The organism is Kitasatospora sp. NPDC091207, from assembly GCF_044768625.1.
In the GTDB taxonomy this organism is placed as follows: Bacteria; Actinomycetota; Actinomycetes; order Streptomycetales; family Streptomycetaceae; genus Kitasatospora.
In genome coordinates this window covers 112,752-130,638 of the sequence record NZ_JBIVVS010000017.1, presented here as the reverse complement: position 1 = coordinate 130,638, position 17,887 = coordinate 112,752, and the positions used below count along the sequence as shown (strand labels likewise).

18 protein-coding genes are annotated in these 17,887 nt (G+C 69.6%); 9 read left to right on the top strand and 9 right to left on the bottom strand.

The window, feature by feature from the left end:
- Positions 1 to 74: 74 nt before the first annotated feature.
- Positions 75 to 335, bottom strand: a complete 261-nt coding sequence (locus ACIQTO_RS25750) for a GlsB/YeaQ/YmgE family stress response membrane protein (RefSeq protein ID WP_402392360.1) — start codon at positions 333 to 335, stop codon at positions 75 to 77.
- Positions 336 to 441: 106 nt separating this feature from the next.
- Positions 442 to 936, bottom strand: coding sequence for a MarR family winged helix-turn-helix transcriptional regulator (locus tag ACIQTO_RS25745; RefSeq protein ID WP_402392357.1), 495 nt, complete (start codon positions 934 to 936; stop codon positions 442 to 444).
- A 100-nt stretch (positions 937 to 1,036) separates the two neighbouring features.
- Here ACIQTO_RS25745 and ACIQTO_RS25740 point away from each other — a divergent pair, with 100 nt between their 5' ends.
- Positions 1,037 to 1,885, top strand: a complete 849-nt coding sequence (locus tag ACIQTO_RS25740; protein ID WP_402392354.1) for an NAD(P)H-binding protein — start codon at positions 1,037 to 1,039, stop codon at positions 1,883 to 1,885.
- A 58-nt stretch (positions 1,886 to 1,943) separates the two neighbouring features.
- The gene (locus tag ACIQTO_RS25735; RefSeq protein ID WP_402392352.1) at positions 1,944 to 2,357 is read left to right on the top strand and encodes a MarR family winged helix-turn-helix transcriptional regulator; all 414 of its coding nucleotides are present in this window, start codon (positions 1,944 to 1,946) and stop codon (positions 2,355 to 2,357) included.
- Between the two features lie 11 nt (positions 2,358 to 2,368).
- On the opposite strand, the gene ACIQTO_RS25730 is transcribed toward ACIQTO_RS25735, so the two are convergent.
- A complete protein-coding gene (locus ACIQTO_RS25730; protein WP_402392349.1) occupies positions 2,369 to 3,346 on the bottom strand; it encodes a zinc-binding alcohol dehydrogenase family protein in 978 nt (325 codons plus the stop codon).
- A 108-nt stretch (positions 3,347 to 3,454) separates the two neighbouring features.
- Here ACIQTO_RS25730 and ACIQTO_RS25725 point away from each other — a divergent pair, with 108 nt between their 5' ends.
- The gene (locus ACIQTO_RS25725; protein ID WP_402392347.1) at positions 3,455 to 3,910 is read left to right on the top strand and encodes a MarR family winged helix-turn-helix transcriptional regulator; all 456 of its coding nucleotides are present in this window, start codon (positions 3,455 to 3,457) and stop codon (positions 3,908 to 3,910) included.
- A gap of 31 nt (positions 3,911 to 3,941) precedes the next feature.
- Here ACIQTO_RS25725 and ACIQTO_RS25720 read toward each other — a convergent pair whose 3' ends face one another.
- Both ACIQTO_RS25720 and ACIQTO_RS25715 read right to left on the bottom strand, forming a co-directional pair.
- Complete coding sequence (locus ACIQTO_RS25720; RefSeq protein ID WP_402392345.1) at positions 3,942 to 5,510, bottom strand: APC family permease; 1,569 nt, start codon at positions 5,508 to 5,510, stop codon at positions 3,942 to 3,944.
- Positions 5,511 to 5,781: 271 nt separating this feature from the next.
- Positions 5,782 to 7,266 (bottom strand): ricin-type beta-trefoil lectin domain protein, encoded by a 1,485-nt coding sequence (locus ACIQTO_RS25715; protein WP_402392342.1) that lies wholly within the window; start codon positions 7,264 to 7,266, stop codon positions 5,782 to 5,784.
- On the opposite strand from ACIQTO_RS25715, the gene ACIQTO_RS25710 reads away from it, so the two are divergent.
- Positions 7,165 to 7,770 carry an integrase core domain-containing protein gene (locus tag ACIQTO_RS25710; protein ID WP_402392477.1) on the top strand — a complete coding sequence of 202 codons (606 nt, stop codon included), beginning with the start codon at positions 7,165 to 7,167 and terminating at the stop codon, positions 7,768 to 7,770. The genes ACIQTO_RS25715 and ACIQTO_RS25710 overlap by 102 nt on opposite strands.
- Before the next feature lie 675 nt (positions 7,771 to 8,445).
- On the opposite strand, the gene ACIQTO_RS25705 is transcribed toward ACIQTO_RS25710, so the two are convergent.
- The gene (locus tag ACIQTO_RS25705) at positions 8,446 to 8,799 is read right to left on the bottom strand and encodes a hypothetical protein (RefSeq protein WP_110673530.1); all 354 of its coding nucleotides are present in this window, start codon (positions 8,797 to 8,799) and stop codon (positions 8,446 to 8,448) included.
- Positions 8,796 to 9,269 (bottom strand): hypothetical protein, encoded by a 474-nt coding sequence (locus tag ACIQTO_RS25700; protein ID WP_225446715.1) that lies wholly within the window; start codon positions 9,267 to 9,269, stop codon positions 8,796 to 8,798. The genes ACIQTO_RS25705 and ACIQTO_RS25700 overlap by 4 nt, the downstream gene beginning before the upstream one ends.
- A 202-nt stretch (positions 9,270 to 9,471) precedes the next feature.
- On the opposite strand from ACIQTO_RS25700, the gene ACIQTO_RS25695 reads away from it, so the two are divergent.
- The 5 genes from ACIQTO_RS25695 to ACIQTO_RS25675 all read left to right on the top strand — a co-directional run bounded on the left by ACIQTO_RS25695 (position 9,472) and on the right by ACIQTO_RS25675 (position 12,112).
- On the top strand, positions 9,472 to 9,819 hold the full coding sequence (locus tag ACIQTO_RS25695; protein ID WP_402392338.1) for a hypothetical protein: 348 nt from the start codon (positions 9,472 to 9,474) through the stop codon (positions 9,817 to 9,819).
- 48 nt (positions 9,820 to 9,867) lie between these two features.
- On the top strand, positions 9,868 to 10,155 hold the full coding sequence (locus ACIQTO_RS25690) for a hypothetical protein (protein WP_402392336.1): 288 nt from the start codon (positions 9,868 to 9,870) through the stop codon (positions 10,153 to 10,155).
- A gap of 300 nt (positions 10,156 to 10,455) precedes the next feature.
- Positions 10,456 to 10,989 (top strand): RHS repeat-associated core domain-containing protein, encoded by a 534-nt coding sequence (locus ACIQTO_RS25685; RefSeq protein ID WP_402392333.1) that lies wholly within the window; start codon positions 10,456 to 10,458, stop codon positions 10,987 to 10,989.
- A gap of 37 nt (positions 10,990 to 11,026) precedes the next feature.
- Positions 11,027 to 11,596 (top strand): polymorphic toxin-type HINT domain-containing protein, encoded by a 570-nt coding sequence (locus ACIQTO_RS25680; protein WP_402392331.1) that lies wholly within the window; start codon positions 11,027 to 11,029, stop codon positions 11,594 to 11,596.
- A 33-nt stretch (positions 11,597 to 11,629) separates the two neighbouring features.
- On the top strand, positions 11,630 to 12,112 hold the full coding sequence (locus tag ACIQTO_RS25675; RefSeq protein WP_402392328.1) for a DddA-like double-stranded DNA deaminase toxin: 483 nt from the start codon (positions 11,630 to 11,632) through the stop codon (positions 12,110 to 12,112).
- A gap of 816 nt (positions 12,113 to 12,928) precedes the next feature.
- Here the strand turns inward: ACIQTO_RS25675 and ACIQTO_RS25670 are convergent.
- Both ACIQTO_RS25670 and ACIQTO_RS25665 read right to left on the bottom strand, forming a co-directional pair.
- On the bottom strand, positions 12,929 to 13,642 hold the full coding sequence (locus ACIQTO_RS25670) for a hypothetical protein (RefSeq protein WP_402392326.1): 714 nt from the start codon (positions 13,640 to 13,642) through the stop codon (positions 12,929 to 12,931).
- Positions 13,639 to 17,862, bottom strand: a complete 4,224-nt coding sequence (locus ACIQTO_RS25665) for an NEW3 domain-containing protein (RefSeq protein ID WP_402392323.1) — start codon at positions 17,860 to 17,862, stop codon at positions 13,639 to 13,641. The genes ACIQTO_RS25670 and ACIQTO_RS25665 overlap by 4 nt, the downstream gene beginning before the upstream one ends.
- Positions 17,863 to 17,887 lie beyond the last annotated feature (25 nt).

The window sequence follows — 17,887 nt, the reverse complement described above, 5'->3', positions numbered from 1 at the left end:
GCCCCGACCGCCGATGCCGAGGGGGCGCGATCCGGCCGGATCGCGCCCCCTCGGCATCAGTAGCGTCGGTGGCGTCAGTGGCGTCGACCCAGGTAGGCCGGGGTGACCGCCGAGATCAGCACGGCGGCCGCGGCCACCTGGAGCAGGTGCCGTATCCAGTCGACACCGTCCGTGTGCCGCACCCCGAGCGCGGAGGCGAGCACGTTGCCGAGGAGTGCGCCCACCAGCCCCAGCAGCACCGTCAGCCAGAGCGGAACGGGCTGACGGCCCGGCAGCACCAGCTTGGCGAGCAGACCGACGACGAGTCCGACGACGAGCGCCCAGATCAGCGTCATGGGGAACAACCTCCCTGTGGGCGGGCGTCCCGGCCGGTCGACCGGGACGCCCCCCGTCTGCCCCGCCGCCCGCGCTTCACGCCTGCCCGTCGTTCGGCCGGGCGGCTCAGCGTGCGGCGTCCCGTTCCGCGGCCCGCCGGCGGAGCCCGTCCTGGGCGGCGACGTAGCGCAGCATGAGGCGGGCGAACTCCAGGCGCTCACCCTCGGCCCAGTCCCCGGTGACCTGCTCGAAGGCCGCGCGCTGGTGCCGGCGGAAGCGGCTCATCAGCTCCCGGCCCTCGGGGCTGAGGTGCAGGACGGTGCGGCGGCCGTCCTGCTGGGAGGCGGCGCGGACCAGATAGCCGGCGGAGATGGAGTCGGACACCATCCGGCTGGCCACCGACGGGTCCACGCCCAGGTGTTCCGCCACCGCGCCGACGGTGACCTCACGCGCGTCGCCCTGCTCGGCCTCCAGGACGATGTTGAGCACCAGGGTGCGGCTCAGGTCCTTCTGGGAGACCGGGTTCTCGACGTCCAGGAGCGAGGAGCGGCGCAGCTTCCCGAAGGCCGGGCCGACGGCGTTCAGCAGCTCATCGGCCGTTTGCGGCTCGTGCTTCGTCATGCTTCTCATCGTATCCGGATGACCTTTCGAAGACATGTGTTGACATGAAATTATATGCATGCCAGCATGCATATGCCTTCAGCAAAGAATGGAGCTCCTCGTGAAGACCCTCGTTACCGGCGCCCGCGGCACGATCGGCCGAACCGTCGTCGACCGCCTGCACGCCGCCGGCCACCCCGTCCGTGCCGCCAGCGCCCGCCCCGCCGAACTGACCGTTCCGGCCGGTGTCGAGGTCGCCGAACTCGCCCTCGACCGGCCCGAGACCTTCGCCGCCGCGCTCCGCGACGTCCACCAGGTCTTCCTCTACCCGCAGCCCGCCGGCATCCACGAGCTGGTCACGGCCGCCGGGGCCGCCGGCGTCGAGCACGTCGTCCTGCTCTCCTCCTCCTCGGTCCTCGGCCCCGACGCCGCGAACGACCCGCTCGCGAGCCACAGCCTCCGGGTCGAGCAGGCCCTCGCCGCCTCGGCGCTCACCTGCACCTTCCTGCGCCCGGACGCCTTCGCGAGCAACGCCCTCGGCTGGGCCCGGCCCATCGGCCGGTCGATGCCGGTCCAGCTCGCCTACCCGGACGCGCACATCGCGCCGATCCACCCCGAGGACATCGCCGACATCGCCGTCGCCGCACTGACGGGCCGGGCCCTGACCGGCAAGTCCCTCACCCTGACCGGCGCCGAGTCGCTCAGCTTCCGCGAGCAGCTCGCCGTCCTCGCCGACGTCCTCGGCCGCGACATCCCGGTCGAGCACATCACCCGTGCCGAGGCCGAGCAGCAGCTGGGCCGGCACATGCCCGCGCCGATGGTCTCCTCGCTGCTCGACCTGTGGGAGGCCGCCGACCGCCACGGCCCCGCCACCGTCGCCGACACCACCGAGACCCTGCTCGGCCGGCCCGCGCGCCCGTTCCGGCAGTGGGCCCGCGAGAACGCCGGCGCCTTCACCCCCGCGCACTGACCCGCCGGACGCCCCGCACCCCTGCCCGGCCCCGCCCGCGACACCTCCGGGAGCACCCATGAAGCCCATCGGCCACTGGCTCAACCGCACCGACCGGGCCCTCACCGGCGCCATGGACACCCTGCTGGCCGAGTTCGGTCTCACCCGGCTCCGCTGGCAGGTCCTCAACCTCGTCGACGACGACCCGCAGGCCGGCGACGCCACCGTCCTGACCGTGCTCGCCGCCAACGCCCGCGCCGCCGACCTGACCGCCGCCGTCACGGCCGTCCTCGCCGACGGCTGGGCCGCCCGCCCGGCCCCGGGCCGCCTCGCCCTCACCGAGGCCGGCCGCACCCGCCTCGCCGAGGTCGCCGTCCGCGTCGAGGCCTTCCGCTCCCGGTCGACGGCCGGCATCTCCTCCGAGGAGTACCGCACCGCCGTGACGGTCCTGGAGCGGATGACCCGCAACCTGGAGGCCGGCGCTCCCGAGTAGGCCGGCCCGCGCTACCGCTGCCCTACCGCCTCGTCGCCCCAGCCCTCGACCCGCAGGATGCTCTTCCCGCTGGTCCGGCCGTCGAGCAACCGCTGGACGGCGGTGCCGAGTTCGCCCGGCCCGTACTCGGCGGTGATGTCGAGTCGGACCTCCCCCCGGGCCAGCAGGTCCAGCGCCCGGCGGGCGGTGGCGGCGAGCCGCTCGGGGTGCGTGCGCGCCAGCAGGTCGCTGTTGTGGGTCACCAGCGACTTCCCGTCCATGAGCAGGCCGTTGGCATCGACCTCGACGGGTTCGTAGCCGCCGATGTTGCCGAACACCACCAGCCGGCCGTGCGGTGCGAGCCGTCGCAGGTTGTGGCGGCGGGTCCGGCCGCCGACCGGGTCGAGGATCACGTCGAACCGCTCGTCGCCGAGCCCGTCCGGGAACGCATCGCGCAGCACCACCCGGTCGTAGCCGAACCGGGCGGCGTACTCGGCCCTGGCCGCACTGCCGACCACACCGACGATCCGCGCCGCACCGGCCAGCCGGGCGAACTGGGCGGCGAGCGTGCCGACCCCGCCGGCGGCGGCGTGGATCAGCACGCTCTCGCCGGGCCGGACCCGGGCGGCGTCGTTGACGAGGTCATGGGCGGTGGGCGTCCCCCAGCCGAATCCCGCCGCCGTCCGCAGCGGGATGTCGCCGATCGGCAGTGCCAGCACCGCGGGCGCCAGCACGGTCTGGGCGTACGCACCCGCCGTGGTCAGGGCGACGACCCGCTCGCCCACCCGGCTCCGCGCCACGCCCTCACCGACGGCACTGATGTGGCCGGACGCCTCGAAGCCGGGGACGAAGGGGCGCGGCACGGCGAAGTGGCCGTCCCGGACCATCGTGTCCCCCCACTGGATGCCGGCGAAGGCCACCCGAACCGCCACCTCGCCGGGGCCGGGTACGGGCTCGCCGACCTCGTCGACCCGGTACGTGTCGTCGGCGTCGAGAATGATTGCCTTCATGGTGACAGCCCCCTGTGTTGACTCAGTATCCTGTTTCACAGCACGGCCGACACTAGGTATCACAGGATCCTGTGTCAACCCAGGAAACTGAGTCCAAGGAGTGGAAACATGCCGGACGTCCCGGTCGACGAGTACCTCTGCACCCGGATCCGGCGCGCGGAACAGGCCCTGATGGCGCACCACGAGGCGGTCCTGCGCGGCCACGGCCTGACCATGACGCAGTACACCGTGCTGCTGACCCTCTCCCGCGAGGGCGGGATGTCCGCCGCCCAGCTCGCGCGCGCCTGCGGGGTGACCCAGCAGAGCATGGCCAGCGTGCTGAGCAACCTCGAAGGCAAGCGGCTCATGGACCGCGCGCCCTCCCCGACGCACGCCAAGGTCCAGGTCGCCACCCCGACCGACGAGGGCCGAGCCGTCCTGGACCGCGCGTACGACGAGGTGATCGTCCTCGAACGCGCCCTCACCGCCGCGTTCACGCCGGCCGAGCACGCCTCGCTCGTCGAGCTCCTGGAGCGCGCCACCGCCGTCCTCGTCGACCAGACCCCGGCCGGCCGGAGCCGCTGACCAGGGTCGTCGATCGGGGCGCCCCGGCCGGCTACGGCGCGTCGGCCGGGTCGGCGGCGCTCACCGGCACGTCGGGGTGGCGGAACCAGGAGCCCTCCACCGCCCACTGGATCAGCATCAGCACGCCGCCCAGCACCAGCGCGCCGATGCCGATCACGGTCACCCCGCCGGTCTCCCCGATGAGCGGCAGATTGATCGAGGTCGAGCCGTAGTCGGGGGCCGCGTAGACGTCGAAGGCGGCGTAGCAGAAGAAGTACAGCAGCACCAGGCCGCCGAGCAACGGCACGAGCCCCTTGAAGACGAAGTCCTTGACGCTCCTGGTCAGCACCCGCCGGTAGTACCAGACGCAGGCGAAACCGGTCAGCCCGTAGTAGAAGGCGATACCGAGCCCCACCGAGGCGATCGAGTCGGCCAGCACGTTGCCGCTGATCGCGGTCAGCAGGACGTAGAAGGCGATGGACGCCAGGCCCATGCCGACGGTGGACCAGGTCGGCGTGCGGTGGCGGGGGTGCACCCGGCCGAACGCGGCGGGGACGGCCTTGTGCGTGGCCATCGAGAAGGAGGTCCGGGCCGTGGGCAGGATGGTGGTCTGGGTGGAGGCCGCCGCCGAGGTCAGCACCATGAAGATCAGCAACTTGCTGAGGAACCCGCCGAAGCCCGCGGTGCCGAAGACGGCGTCACCGAGGCCCGACAGCACATCGCCGGAGTTGGTCTCGTTGCCCAGCCCGATGCCCTCCGTGCCGATCCCGGCGAAGGCCAGCGCCGAAGTCGACACCAGGGTGTAGATCAGCAGGAGCAGCACGGTGGAGATGACGGCCGCCCGCCCCGGGGTGCGCTTGGCGTCGGCGGTCTCCTCGTTGACCGAGACGGCCGTGTCCCAGCCCCAGTAGATGAAGACCGCGGCGAGCATACCGGCCGTGAAGGCACCGGCCGAGGGGATGTCGAAGGGGTTGAACCAGGAGGCGCCGACATGGACCGCCGTGTCGGGCGCACCGCTGCCGTAGGCCTTGACCAGGGCGGTGACCGACAGCACGACCAGCATCACCACCTCGATCGAGAGCAGCCAGCGCTGCAGGGCGGCGGAGATCTCGATGCCGACGTAGCAGATCGCCGTCATCACGATGATCCAGACCACCCCGGCGAACGAGGTCCACAGCGTGCTCTCCGCGAACGAGTCCAGGCCGATCAGCCGGAATCCGTAGACACCGGCGATCTGGGCGAGGTTCGCCATCACGATGATGTCCGCGACGATGATCCCCCAGCCGCCCATCCACCCGGTGCGCGGCCCGAAGGCCCGGGCGGCCCAGGTGAAGGTGGTGCCGCAGTCCGGGTCGGAGGCGTTGAGCTCCTTGTACGCGTAGGCGATCATCAGCATCGGGATGAACGCCAGGATGGTGACGATCGGAGCCTGGAACCCCACCCCCACCACGATGATCCCGAGCGTCGCGGCCAGGCTGTACGCGGGCGCCGTCGAGGCCAGCCCGATGGCGATCGAGGAGACCAGGCCGAGCGCGCCGGTCTTCAACCCCTTCTCGCCCGCACCCGAGCCGGTCGCCTGAGGCGCGACGCTCGGGGCCGGGCCGTCGGAGGAGTGCGGCATCGATCCCACCTCCTCCCCTGACCCGCCCGAGGTCGTCGAGCGGCGTCACGGGGCCAAGACAAACCACCTTAAAACCGACCATACTGCCCATGCCCTTCCGGGGCGCGACCAGCGCACGGCCACCCGCCCGGAGGAGCCTCCTCCACCCCCGCCCCCGCCCGAGCAGCACTACGCCGACCTTCGCGCGGGGTGGGTCCGGGTCCGGTGAAAGCCCCCGACCCACCCCGCGAACAAGCACGACCTCAACCGGTCCCGGCGACCGGCCGCCGGATCAGGGGGCGTGCTCCTCGTACCTGAGGGTCCACTGCTGGTTGCCCTGCGGCGCCGGGCAGTCCCAGATTCCGAGGCGGGTCCCCTGGGTGGTCGCCCAGCCGGGCAGTTCGAGGCACCGTCCGCCGGGGTTGTTGACCGGGTCGACCGTGGCCGGGAGGTAGATGCGGCCGTCCGGGCGGACGGCCCACTTCTGCCCGGTGTTTCCCACGCACCGGGAGAGGATCACCCGGGTGCCGTTGCCGAGGGCGTTGTCCTTGGTGGAAACACACCAGCTTCCGGCGCGGACGGTGCCGTCGACCGCGAAGTTGAACCGCTGGTTCACGGTCTGCCAGCAGGCGTAGACGGAGAGTTCGGCCCCCTCGTACGGTCCGCCCGCGTTGTCGGCGCAGAGCCAGTCGACCTGGTTGGAGCGGATGGTGACACTGGAGTCGGAGTAGCCCGCGAAGGTCGGGGCGGCGAAGGTGGTGACCTTACCCCTGGTTCCGGGGCTGTTCACCCCGGCGAAGACAGCGACCGCATTGGTGTTGTCCATGACCCAGAGGTCGGCGGTTCCGTCGTTGTTGAGGTCGCCCGCACCGATGCGGGCGAAATCGGCCGAGGTCAGCGGCTGGCCGGTGGCCAGCTTGATGCCCCGGTCCGGCCTGGTGAGCGCGGCGTAGTCGACGGACCCGTCGCTCTTCCAGCCGAGTGGGTAGGCGTAGATGTCACCGGTGGTGCGGTTCCGGGCCCAGAGCGTGGCCTGATAGGTCTCGTCGCCGGCACCAGGAATGGTGGTGGCGCCGTTGGCCGCACCGGGGTTGATGAGTTCGAGGTCGGCCCAGCTCCCCGAGGCGGTGGGGATGAGGGTGGCCGCATCGAGGCCGTCGACCTGGCCGTTGGGCCGGAACAGATAGAGCTGGTTGTTCTCCAGGGTGAGGATCGAGGTCTGGGTCATGATGACCTTGTGGGTCTCGTTGTTCGGCTCACCCCCCACCGCTTCTCCGTCGGGGGTACCGAGGGCGATCACCTGCGAGGCGCTGCTCCAGTTGGTCCGGTTGTAGCCGGGGCACGGTGCTTCGGTCTCGTAGGTGGTGCAGTCCGGCCGGTTGAGCGCGACCGGCGTGAGGGTGTCGAAGCGCCCGGTGCCGCCGTTGGGGATCAGGCAGAGGACTTCCCTCAGCCTGGAGGTGGTGTCCTTGTTGTAGTGGGCGAGTATCTCGTCGACGGCCTGCCCGACGGCGAACGTCCCGTGGTGGCTGACCTGGTAGTCGGCCCAGGTGGCCCCGTACTCGCGGTTACCGGGGGCCGCCGCGGCGGGGGCGGCGAGCGAGGTGGTGGGGTCGATGGTGCCACCGATGATTCGCAGGTCACCGCTCTTGTCGACGCTGATGACGTCGGGCTTCTGGTCGTTGTCGACGTCGCCGAACAGGGGCTGGGTGTCCGGCTTCCAGGGGACGTAGAAGTTGTAGAGCGCCGGCTGGCTGTAGTTGCCGGCGTTGTCCATCGCCCAGCGTTCGCCGGCGTTGTCTACGTCGCGTTCGTCGTGGATACCTTCTCCCGCCGCATCGTCGGCTGGGCCGCCGCGACCACGAAGCAGACCGGGCTCGTCCTGGACGCCCTGGAAGTGGCCTTGTGGCAGCGCGACCGCGACGGATACCCGCCCAGACGGGGCGAGTTGATATATCACAGCGACGCGGGCAACACGTCTTTCCGTCTGGCCGAGCACCTCGATGCCGCCGGCATCGCAGCCTCCATCGGGTCGGTCGGCGACGCCTACGACTACGACAACGCCCTCCTGGAGTCCACGATCGGGCTGTTCAAGACCGAGCTGATCAAGCCCCGGCGGCCCTGGCGCACGCTGTCGCAGGTCGAGCTCGCCACCGCCGAGTGGGTCGACTGGTACAACCACCGCCGACTCCACGGTGAGATAGGCCACGTCCCGCCCGTCGAGTACGAGAACACCTACTACCTCACAACCACAAAACCACAGGTCACAACCACAAGCTGAGATCTCCACCGAACCCGGGGCGGTTCACTCCGCCCGTTGGAGCTTGCCCGACATCGCCGACCGGCCCAGACCGGACCAGCACCCGAGGCCCTCGCGGATGCCGGAGGTCAGCGGTCAGTCGCATCGTGGGCGGGTTCGATCGGTGCCCGATGGGAGCAAATTGTGCGGTAAGCGCTGCTTACCGCAGCACCGACCAGATCGGGAGCAAGTTATGGGGTAAGGACTCCTTGCGCCTTGCGGAGCAAGTTGTCGCCTGCGACCGTCCTACGGCCGGATCGCAGGCACGGGGTCGGCCAGGGGGCCGACCCTTCGTTTCTATCGTCGCGCTCGCCGAGGGCGGCGGCCGACGTCGCGCCGACCCACTGACCGCACCCGCGCCGAGCGACCGGCCCACGGACGAGCCGTGCCGTGTGCCGGGGCTCCGACCAGCAGTTGCCCGAACTCGCCCCCGCGCGGTCGGGACGGTCAGGACGCGAGCAGTTCAGCGACAAGCCGAGCCGACGAGACGGTGGGGCAGCGGAAGCGACAACCGGCCAGCACGACGGGCTGACCGGAACCGGGCTCCTGGCAGAGCAAGTTGTCCCGTTGGATATCCCAACGGGCTATCCAACGGGAAGAGGGGCTGACCCGGGGGCGGGTCGTGCGTGCTCTGCCGGACAGTCGCCCGTGAGCACGTCAGTCCGTAGCCTTGGGGTGGCCGGTGCCGGCGTAGGTGATCCAGGCGGTGCGGTTGGCATCGTCGAGCAGGTACCAGATACGTCCTCCACCAGTGACTTCGTACTGCCAGCGTTCCAGGGTTTGCCCCTTGTAGGTGGTGGTACCGAGTTTGCCCTTGAGTCGGTGCTGGCGGTCGGGGATGTCAGCGGCGCGGGGAGTGGCGCGGATCCGCTCGAAGGCGCGGCGCAGGTTGCCCGGCGCCTGGCGGCTCAGGTGTTCCCAGCCGTCGGCGGCCTCGGTGTTGGCGAACCGGAGGTCGTACTCGTCGCCGGTCGGGGGTGGCGCGGCCCGGTCTCCGCGCTTCGGGCTCACTCCGCTGCCCCGGGCGCGGGGACGGGACCGAGGTCGCCCTCGGGTTCACGGGTGAGCAGTGCGTGCAAGGCAGGGTCCGCATAGATCTCGGCGCTGTGCCTCCACTGGGCGAGCAGCAGTGCGATTGGTGAGAGGTTGTCCAGGGCCACCGCGCCGCGCGCCGTGTCGACCAGCTCGGCGAGCAGGGTGTCGATGTCCTCGGCGGGCAGGAAGGTGCTCCAGGGGAGGGCTTCGGGCAGCGCCTGGCGCAGGGCGCCGATGTTCTCGGTCCGGACCAGCCCGGCGAGCAGGCGGGAGGTGAAGTCCACGACGGTGGTGTCGCGCTCCATTTGGTCGACGCGCATCAGGGCCAGGTCCTCCGCGTCGCGTCTGCGCAGCCGCAGCGCGCGGACGGCGTCGAGCCGACGCGTAGTCGCGGCGGGATGGTGGAGAAGCTCACTGAAGGGCATGTCCTCGTAGGCCGCAGTCATGACATCCACAGTAGCTTGGATGTCAATCGATGGATAGACGGCGCGGCGGTTGACTCTTCCCCAATGGACTAGACCTCTGACGGCAGTAGTGACGGCAACAATCACGCACACCGACGCACATCGGCACACCTCGACGGACCGCTATATAGCCCCTGACCAGCGAAAATGCAGGTAGCGAGCGACCGCGTGCCACACGTACTATGTGCTGGCAGGAAATGCGCCGGTACTGGTCCACAATGATTCAACGGCCTGCAAGGTCGGCTCGAATGGCTGGCCAGTACCCAATATGAACAACTGCAAGGAGTGCGCCAAGATAATTCAAGAGAAGATCGGCGGAGTTATCCATCATGTAAAGGATTCCATGGGAGCTCCCGTACTCGGCCCATCGGTACACGACCCGGCAGGGCGCTGGGATGAACACTTCGTCGTCATCAAGGACGGCACCGTCTTCGACGGATTCACCGGCTCCAAAGGAATGTCATTCGACCAATATCGAAAGCAGTGGCAATACGGGGAGTATCTCAATTTCACTCCTTGGAATGGCAGGTAGGTCATGGATATACAAGAGCTCTGCTTTCATCTCAGAAACCGTCGGCGAATGTACGTGCTCGATGATCGATTTTCCACAGTGGTGGCGTTCATCGATGGCTTCAATTCCGCGCTCGACGGCGAGCCACTGGCCGGATTCCAGGATTGGGCGTCACGTCGAATCCTAGGCGGCTCTTCGCCCATCCACTGGAGCTATCTCGTCGCCTCGTCACGGGTGCCAGAAATAATCGATGCCGAGACGCACATCGATCAGATTCCAGCCGACATTGAGATCTATCTCATCGATGATCTTCTAAATCTTATCGAGGCTTTTCTGGATCGGGTCGCCGATAACTGAGCCCGTACTGGACTGATTGCAGTGCAGAAGTCCCGTCGGTAGTTTCCGACGGGAGTCAAGTACAGCTCATCCGCCGCAATCCCGGCAGGACCACGCTCAACCTGCCGACCGACGAGCTCACCCTCGACACGGCAAGCGGATCGATGAGCAACGTCCGCTCTCTCGGGACCTTCGGCGGCCTCGGCTACACCCGGATCACGACCGCCATCGGCGGTGGCGAGGTCCTCACCCAGGCTTCCGACCCCCACGGCACCAACAACGTCCAGATCAACACCACGGCCGGCCAGCCCGTAACCCGCCGTGCCCGCCGACCCCTTCGGTACCCCGCACGGCGCACAGCCGACCGCCACCGCCTGGGCCGGAACTAAGGGATTCGTCGGCGGCACCAAGGACGACACCACCGGCCTCACCAACCTCGGCGCACGCCAGTACGACCCGACCACCGGCCGATTCATCAGCCCTGACCCGATCCTCGACCCGGCCAACCCACAGCAGTGGAACGGCTACGGCGACAGCGAGAACAACCCAGTCAACCTCAGCGTCCCTGACGGCCTGAAGTCCGGAGAATGCGGCACCCTGTACGACTGTGGGTCGGGCGGCACCGTCACCACGACCAACGCCCAAGAAACAACTGCGAACTACGTTCCATGGGCGGCACAGTACCGGAACTACGAGACCATCAAGGACGACCGCCACAGCGTCGCGCACCAGTGGGTCATTAGGCAGATCGACAAGAATATCAAGACCCCCCAAGCCCAGTTTCAAATATTCGGCTCAGGGGGCCTTGCAAGTCGGTGCGGAACTCCTGAGATTGGATCTCCAAGCAGGTTCTGACTGCACCAGTAATAAGAATTCTTGCATAGATTTAGTCATGTCCGCCGCCTCCGCAGTATTCGGCGCCAAACTGACTACCTTGCCCCTCAGGGAGCTTGAGAAGCAGTCGATTCCGTGCAGGAACAGCTTTCCATCCGAGACCATGGTCCTGATGGCTGATGGGAGCACCAAGCCCATCGGAGACATCCAGCCGGGTGATTCCGTCACTACGGCATACCCGCAGAGCGGCAACGTCGACGGAAAACCGGTTACGGCAGAGATTGTCACTCCAAATGATACTCAGTTCACCGAACTGAGTATCGCCGTCGCCGACTCAGGCGGAAGTCAAGCCTCGCCAAAATCCGTTGTCTCCACCTCGCACCACCCCTACTGGGACGCCACCAGCCACCGGTGGACTGCGGCCGAGGAAATCGAGCCCGGCCATGAACTTACCACCCCAGATAACCGCACGGCCGTCGTTATCACCGTCCGCAGCTACGCCACCCCACCCCAGACCGCCGAAAACCTGTCTGTCGCAGATCTTCATGCATACTTCGTAATAGCAGGCGACACACCCGTACTTGCACACAACTGCCCGACACCTGCCGCTGGCACAACATCTCAATGACGCTCGCCACCATCGACCGCGATAGGGGCATTCATGTCACTACCGGAGTACCAACCCAGCGATCGCGGCTTGCCCATAGGGCCAGAGTTTATAAGCGAATATGATTCGAAATACACCCCCCGAATAGATAGCCTGCTGCGCACAGCCTCCGGGCGAGAGAAGGGCGGGTGGTGGTCGTCCACTCACGCGGAGCCCAAGATAGAACTTTGGATGAACGACAATGGAATCGACTTTGCCAATGTAGTGATCAACCAGGATCACGTCTGCCGCGGCCCAGCTGGCGAGGGGTGCTCAAATATTCTCCCATGCATTCTCGAAAAGGGAAGACAATGGTCATCTGGTATGGAGACGGTGGCGGCAGTCTTGTACATACGCCAGAAATCAATGGTATGGCAGCACCCAGAGGCCACGGCTAATCCGACACAACACTTGGAACGGCAGAACGTGCAATATAATGAGAATCGCGAACCAAAAGGAGAAATGCATGGCGATGAAGTGCGGAGCCCTTCAAGATGAAAGTCGCGTTCAGTGGTCCGTCGAGCCACTCGAAGGGGTAGGGCCTCTTCGATTTGGCATGGGCCGGCGAGATGTGACAGGGGCTCTAAGCGGGATCGCAGCCACTCATCCATTCGCGGGAATGCACCCTAATTTCGTAGAGTTCATTCTTCCGATCGGTATTCCACTAAGCCCTTCCTCGGTACTATCGACCTACTACGATCACCACGACCTACTGTCCGCCATTGCGCTCGATGCTCGCAACGGCCCTCAGGCTTCTCTGGATGGACTACGCCTTGTCGGGCGCGTGCCCTCCGAACTTGAAGGTCAGTTCACTCAGTATCTGGAGGGGCACGGCAGAGAGGTGATTTACTCCCAGCTCTCAGACCCCTCATCTGACCTCCTCGGGATCGTCTTGAGAGCCCAACGGGTTGACGACGTGGTACTCAGTCGCCCCGTGTTCGTTTCTCGCGGTTGGGCCGGACGGTGTGGAGACGTTTCTGAAGGGCCTATTCCCGGGATCGAGTGGCAACGCCACTAGAGTGCAGGCGTCGCTACTCTGAGCCGATCCTCCGCCCGGCAAAGACAGCTTCACGTCTCGGTGACGGCCTGCACCAGCGCAGGCCGTCACAACAACCAGCACAAATCAATCGTGCAATCCATCAACATCCGTTGGGAAATCGCCAGAGAAAGCAACGCCAACAGCCTGAACAACGGCCTTCCCTCTCGCTATCCGGCTCTTTGGCATTCGATCGGTCAGCCATAGCGGCGGGCGTCGCGGTTGAGGAAGACTTCAAAACGGCCCGCTCGTTCGACAAATAAAGAGTCTTGCCCCCGTCAGTGCCGGTGCCGGTTGTCCGGTTGGGCCGGGTCGCCGGGGTGTTCGAGGCCGGGGAGGAGGGTGAGGCGGGTGGCGCGGGCGTGGTCGAGCCAGCGGACGAAGGCGGCGCGGCGGGCGGCGGCGTGGACGGTGGGGGTCGGGTCGGCCGGGTCCGCCGTCGGTGGGCGGACGGTGAGCAGGGCGGCCGTCCAGTCGCCGGCCGTGACCCACTCCCCCTGGGCGGCGGCGCGCAGGGCGGTGGCGAGGGCGCTCGGAAGGGTGGCCGGGTCGGCCTCGCAGCTGCCGCCGTCGGGGAAGGTGAGGTGCCAGCGGGCGGGGGCGGGGCGGTCGGCGGTCATCGCGCGGTAGTGGGCCACCTCGTCCGGCCGGGGGCGGACGTCCGCCGTGACGGCTTCGTAGACCGCCCGGACGGCCGCGCTGCCCTCGTAGGCGGCGGCGGTGATCGAGCCGAGTTCGACGGCGGCCTGCTGGTCGAGCCGAGTGGCGGCGGCGGTCTCGACCGGCAGGCCGCGCTCGGCGCAGACCGCCGCGCACAGCTCCTCCGTGAGCACCACCTGGGCCACCCAGCGGGCGAGTTGGCGGTCCTCGGAGCTGCCGGGCCGCGGCAGGGCGGCGGAGCGCGGGCCGGCGCGCAGGGCGGCGAGACGGCGGTCGAGCTCGGTGCGCGGCAGCGGGCGGCCGTCGAGCAGGCCCAGTGCCTCGGCGCTCACGCCTCCACCACCAGGGCGACGGTCGGCGAGTACTGGCAGCGGCCGAACCACATCACCTTGGCCAGCGCCCAGGACGCGCCCGGGTCGGTGTCCTCGGGGGCGGCGAGTTCGAAGGCGGCGGTCCGCGTGGCACCGGCGGCCAGGGTGAAGCCGCGGACCGGGACCGCGACCGCCTCCCACGTCCCCCAGGGCGAGACCAGTTGCAGCTCACCCCGGATCTCGCCGCGGGTGCGGTTGGCGAGGTGGACGGCGAGGGTGGCCCGGCCGCCGGGGGCGAGGTGCAGGGACTCCGCGTCCACCGTCACGGTCAGCCCGGTGTCGCGGCCCTGCTCGGCCTTGCTGCCCTGGGCGGCGGTCCAGTCCTCGGGGGTCTCCCCGGGCACGGGCAGGAGGCCGGGGAGGTCGCCGACGGCGAGGGTGACGACGTCCTCGATCTGCTGGCCCTCGTGGGTGATCCGGACGGCGGCGAAGTACAGGCCGGGTTCGACCCCGGCCGGTGGGGTCAGGGTGACCGGGAAGCGCAGGTGTCCGCCCGCCTCCAGCCGGTAGGGGCGGGCGGACAGGTTCGCCGTCCACCCCTCGGGGGGAAGGACCAGCGCCGTCCCCTCCACCGCGGCGTCCCGCAGCTGGGAGGAGAGGGCGACGGAGAGCTCGACCGGCTCCCCCGGGTCTGCCGTCCGCAGCAGGCCGGGTGAGACGCCGACCGACACCGGGAGGTAGCCGAGCGGCGCCGGGCCCCGGTTGTGCAGCCAGTAGCGGGCGTGGACGGGCTGGGCCGGCTCGGCGACCGCGCCCAGCACCGGGCCGGCCGGGTCGGCGACGACGGCGGCGGCGGTCACGCCCGGCCGGGCCAGCACGGTGGCGATCTGCGAGCCGCCGAGGTCGAGCACCGGCCCGGCCGCCTCCAGCGGGCGCTCCAGCAGGTCGGCGCGGTGCAGGTCGGTGAGCCCGAGGGCGCCGCCGAGAGTGACGGTGCGGCCCAGGCCGGTGGACTCGACCAGCCGGACGGTGAGTTGCCCGTCCGCCGGGGCGGCCGAGCCGTGCGCGATCGGGTTGCCGGCCGGCTTCACCGTCCCCACCAGGACCTCACGGGCCGGCTCGACGCGCAGCCAGGAGAGCGTGGCGGGTAGCGGCCCCTGCCGGGCCGGCGTGATCCGGGCGTACAGCGGGTGGTTGAACTCCTGCCCCTGGGCGGGGAGCGCCTGGGCCCGCCAGTCCCCCGCGCCACCGGTCAGGGCATAGCTGAACTCGTGTGTCCAGTGCTGCAGTTGGAAGGATGCGCCGTCGGGCAGGGTACGCCGGGGCGGGTCGATCCAGACGCCGGAGGGCCAGCCGGTGCAGGAGCGCATCAGCGAGAGGTGCAGTGCGCCGGTGCTGTCGACCGCGAAGCCGGGCAGGCCGAAGCTGAGCAACCCCACGGTGTGGTCCGTGAGTTGCTCCGAGGGGTGGAGCGCACCGGGGCAGACGGCGGTGATCCGCGCGTCGCCGAGGTCGCGGACGAGCGGAGCCCGGTCCGTCACGACCAGCGCGGGCAGCGCGCGCAGGTCGCGCAGGTCGGCGCCGGGCTGCCAGACCTCGGCCAGCGGGGTGAGCGCGGGCACCCAGACGGCGCCGTGCGCCTTGAGTACGGTGGCGTACTCCTCCCCCGCGCGCTCGATCAACTCCCGGGCGGCGGCGTTCGTTTCGGGGCCGCCGAGGATGATCCGGAAGTCCGGCAGGTTCGAGTCGACGTCCAGCCAGCCGTAGCGGGCCCAGTCGGCGCCGGAGGTGGTGGCGGTGACGCCGACCCGGGCGAGTGCCGCCACCAGGTCGCGGGCGTCGGCGGCGGCGTCGAGGTCGGGGGCGACCACCTCGGCGACGCCGAGGGCGCGTTCGCCGAGCGGCACGCCGGCCGGGTCGGTGAGCGTGATCCGGGCGGTGGAGCCCAGGCCGAACCAGGTGTTGGCCGGGTTGTCCAGGGTCCACGGCGCCTCGGCGGAGTCCACGTCGGGCAGGGCGAAGCCGCGTCCGACCACCGCGTCGGCGACTTCGCTGACCGGCAGCGCGCCGGGCAGGTCCACCGGGAAACGCAGCCGCAGCAGGCGGTCGGCACCGGAGTAGTCGATCACCCTGGTCCGGCAGTCGACCCGGTCGACGCCCTGCCAGAGCGTCACGGTCTGCTCGTACCGGACGCCGTCGACGGTACCGGCGATCACCAGCCGTTCACCGAGCGGCCCGGTCTCCCGGCGCACGCTCGCCGGCTGCCCGCCGGAGCCGAGGACCGGCCCCTTGGGGACGAGGTGCCAGGGCCCCTCGCCGAAGTCGGGGTGCTGCGGGTACTCCTCGTAGACCCGCAGCTCGTTGCCGATCCGGCCGTCCTGGATCACCTCGCGGTCGTGGAGCAGATCGTGCACGGACGTCAGGCCGCCGCCCCGGGCCGGGTCGGCGGTGACGCGGTAGCGGGCGTTGGCGGCGGTGTGGCCGTCGGCGCGCGACCAGGCGGTGTCCTCGACCCCGTCGGCGGAGGGGACCAGCCGCCAGGTGCGCCAGCCCAGCGCGGGCACGTCGGCGGCCAGGAACCGCAGGGTGCCCCGGTCCACGGCGCTGGGGACGACGGCGCCGGTGTCGTCCAGGACCAGGACGGCCCGTGACCGCTCCCGCGGGAGCCGGACGGCGACCAGGTCGGTGCGGTCGAAGGAGAGCGTGTTGGTCACCACGACGGCCGAGCCGATGCCGGCGGTGTCGATCCGGGCGGTGAGCGCGTCCAGCGCCCGGTCCCGGACGTCGGCGGCCAGGTCGTACGCCTCGCGCCAGCCGCCGAGCAGGTCGAGGTAGACCTGGTCGGACTCCGAACCGGTGATCGCGTCGTGGTGGGCGCCGTAGGCGAGGTGGCGCCAGACCTTGTCCAGCGCCGCCCCGGGGTAGCGGCCGAGGCCCTGCACGGTGGCCAGGGTGGCGAGCTTCTCGGCGTCGACGGCGGCGACCTCGGCGGCGCGCTGGGCCTGCTTGGTGTCGATGTAGGAGACGTCCTTGCCGGTGTAGACCGGGTTCATGTCCCGGCTCTGCGGGCTGGGCCGGCGGCCGGTGGCGGCCTGCTCGGCGCGGACGGCGTCCAGGAAGTCGCGCGGGGTGGCGCAGACGAACCGCGGCCACAGGTACTTCCGCGCCCAGGAGCGGTGGATCTCGGTGACCCACTTGTTCGGCGGGGTGTAGTCGGTGCCGACGGGCAGCAGCAGGTTCTTCGTCGCGCCGACCGGCTTGAGCTTGCGGTACAGCGCGTAGACGGCCTGCTCGGCGGTGGCGAGGTCGGCCGAGGAGTCCATCCACCAGCCGGCCGAGTAGTGGTGCGGCATGTAGTGGGTGAGCACGCCGTCGCCGGAGGGCGCGATCCACTCGAACTCGCTCGGGAACTGCATCACCCGGGCGTCGTCCTTGGCCTCGCGGAAGTTCTTCTGGATCGGGCCCCACTGGTGGAACGGGCCGCGCGCCCACGCGCTGCCGGTCAGCCCGGCGGCGGCGAGGTGGCCGGGGAACTGCGGGTCGTGCCCGAACACGTCCAGCTGCCAGGCGGTCCGCGGGTCGCCGCCGAGGATGTCGTGCTGGTAGCCGATGCCGTGGACGATGTTGCGGATCGTGGTCTCGGCACCGGTGAGGTTGGTGTTGGGCTCGTTGTAGGTGCCGCCGACCAGTTCGACCTGGCCGCGTTCCAGCAGCAGCCGCAGCGTCTCACGGCGCTCCGGGTGCTGGTCGAAGTAGGGCTTCAGGTAGTCGACTTCGGCGAGCACGAACCTGTAGACCGGGTCGCGCAGCGCGAGGTCCAGGTGCGCGTCGACGAGCGCGAAGCCGTTGCGCTCCCAGAGCGGGCGGGTCGTCGCGTCGGCGGAGAGCAGCTCCCACGGCGAGGTGTAGGCGGCCTGGGTGTTCCACCAGACCGGGTCGTAGTGGAAGTGCGAGACGAGGTACATCGTCCAGCCGGGTTCGTCGACCTCGACGACGCCCTCGACGGCCTCGGCGCCCTCCGCCCGTACGAGGACCGGCAGTCGGGCACCGGGTTCGGCGCCGGTGAGCTCCAGGGGGACTTCGACCAGCCCCGTGCCGGTCGCTTCACCGCGCACGCCCGGGCCGGTGACGGTGATCCGGGCGGACGGGCCGTCGAGGGTCACGCGCAGCAGCTGGCGCGGCGCCTCCTCGGGACCGGTGAAGAGGTCCGTGCTTTCGACGGCGGTGATGGTGACCGGCACGGGGGTGGTTCCTTTCACGAAGGGG

What these genes read in the sequence shown, in the direction of transcription:
- ACIQTO_RS25750 (WP_402392360.1), bottom strand. Translation starts at nt 335, where the DNA reads ATGACGCTGATCTGGGCGCTCGTCGTCGGACTCGTCGTCGGTCTGCTC.
- ACIQTO_RS25745 (WP_402392357.1), bottom strand. Translation starts at nt 936, where the DNA reads ATGACGAAGCACGAGCCGCAAACGGCCGATGAGCTGCTGAACGCCGTC.
- ACIQTO_RS25735 (WP_402392352.1), top strand. Translation starts at nt 1,944, where the DNA reads ATGAAGCCCATCGGCCACTGGCTCAACCGCACCGACCGGGCCCTCACC.
- ACIQTO_RS25730 (WP_402392349.1), bottom strand. Translation starts at nt 3,346, where the DNA reads ATGAAGGCAATCATTCTCGACGCCGACGACACGTACCGGGTCGACGAG.
- ACIQTO_RS25725 (WP_402392347.1), top strand. Translation starts at nt 3,455, where the DNA reads ATGCCGGACGTCCCGGTCGACGAGTACCTCTGCACCCGGATCCGGCGC.
- ACIQTO_RS25720 (WP_402392345.1), bottom strand. Translation starts at nt 5,510, where the DNA reads ATGCCGCACTCCTCCGACGGCCCGGCCCCGAGCGTCGCGCCTCAGGCG.
- ACIQTO_RS25715 (WP_402392342.1), bottom strand. Translation starts at nt 7,266, where the DNA reads ATGGACAACGCCGGCAACTACAGCCAGCCGGCGCTCTACAACTTCTAC.
- ACIQTO_RS25700 (WP_225446715.1), bottom strand. Translation starts at nt 9,269, where the DNA reads ATGACTGCGGCCTACGAGGACATGCCCTTCAGTGAGCTTCTCCACCAT.
- ACIQTO_RS25690 (WP_402392336.1), top strand. Translation starts at nt 9,868, where the DNA reads ATGTACGTGCTCGATGATCGATTTTCCACAGTGGTGGCGTTCATCGAT.
- ACIQTO_RS25680 (WP_402392331.1), top strand. Translation starts at nt 11,027, where the DNA reads ATGTCCGCCGCCTCCGCAGTATTCGGCGCCAAACTGACTACCTTGCCC.
- ACIQTO_RS25675 (WP_402392328.1), top strand. Translation starts at nt 11,630, where the DNA reads ATGTCACTACCGGAGTACCAACCCAGCGATCGCGGCTTGCCCATAGGG.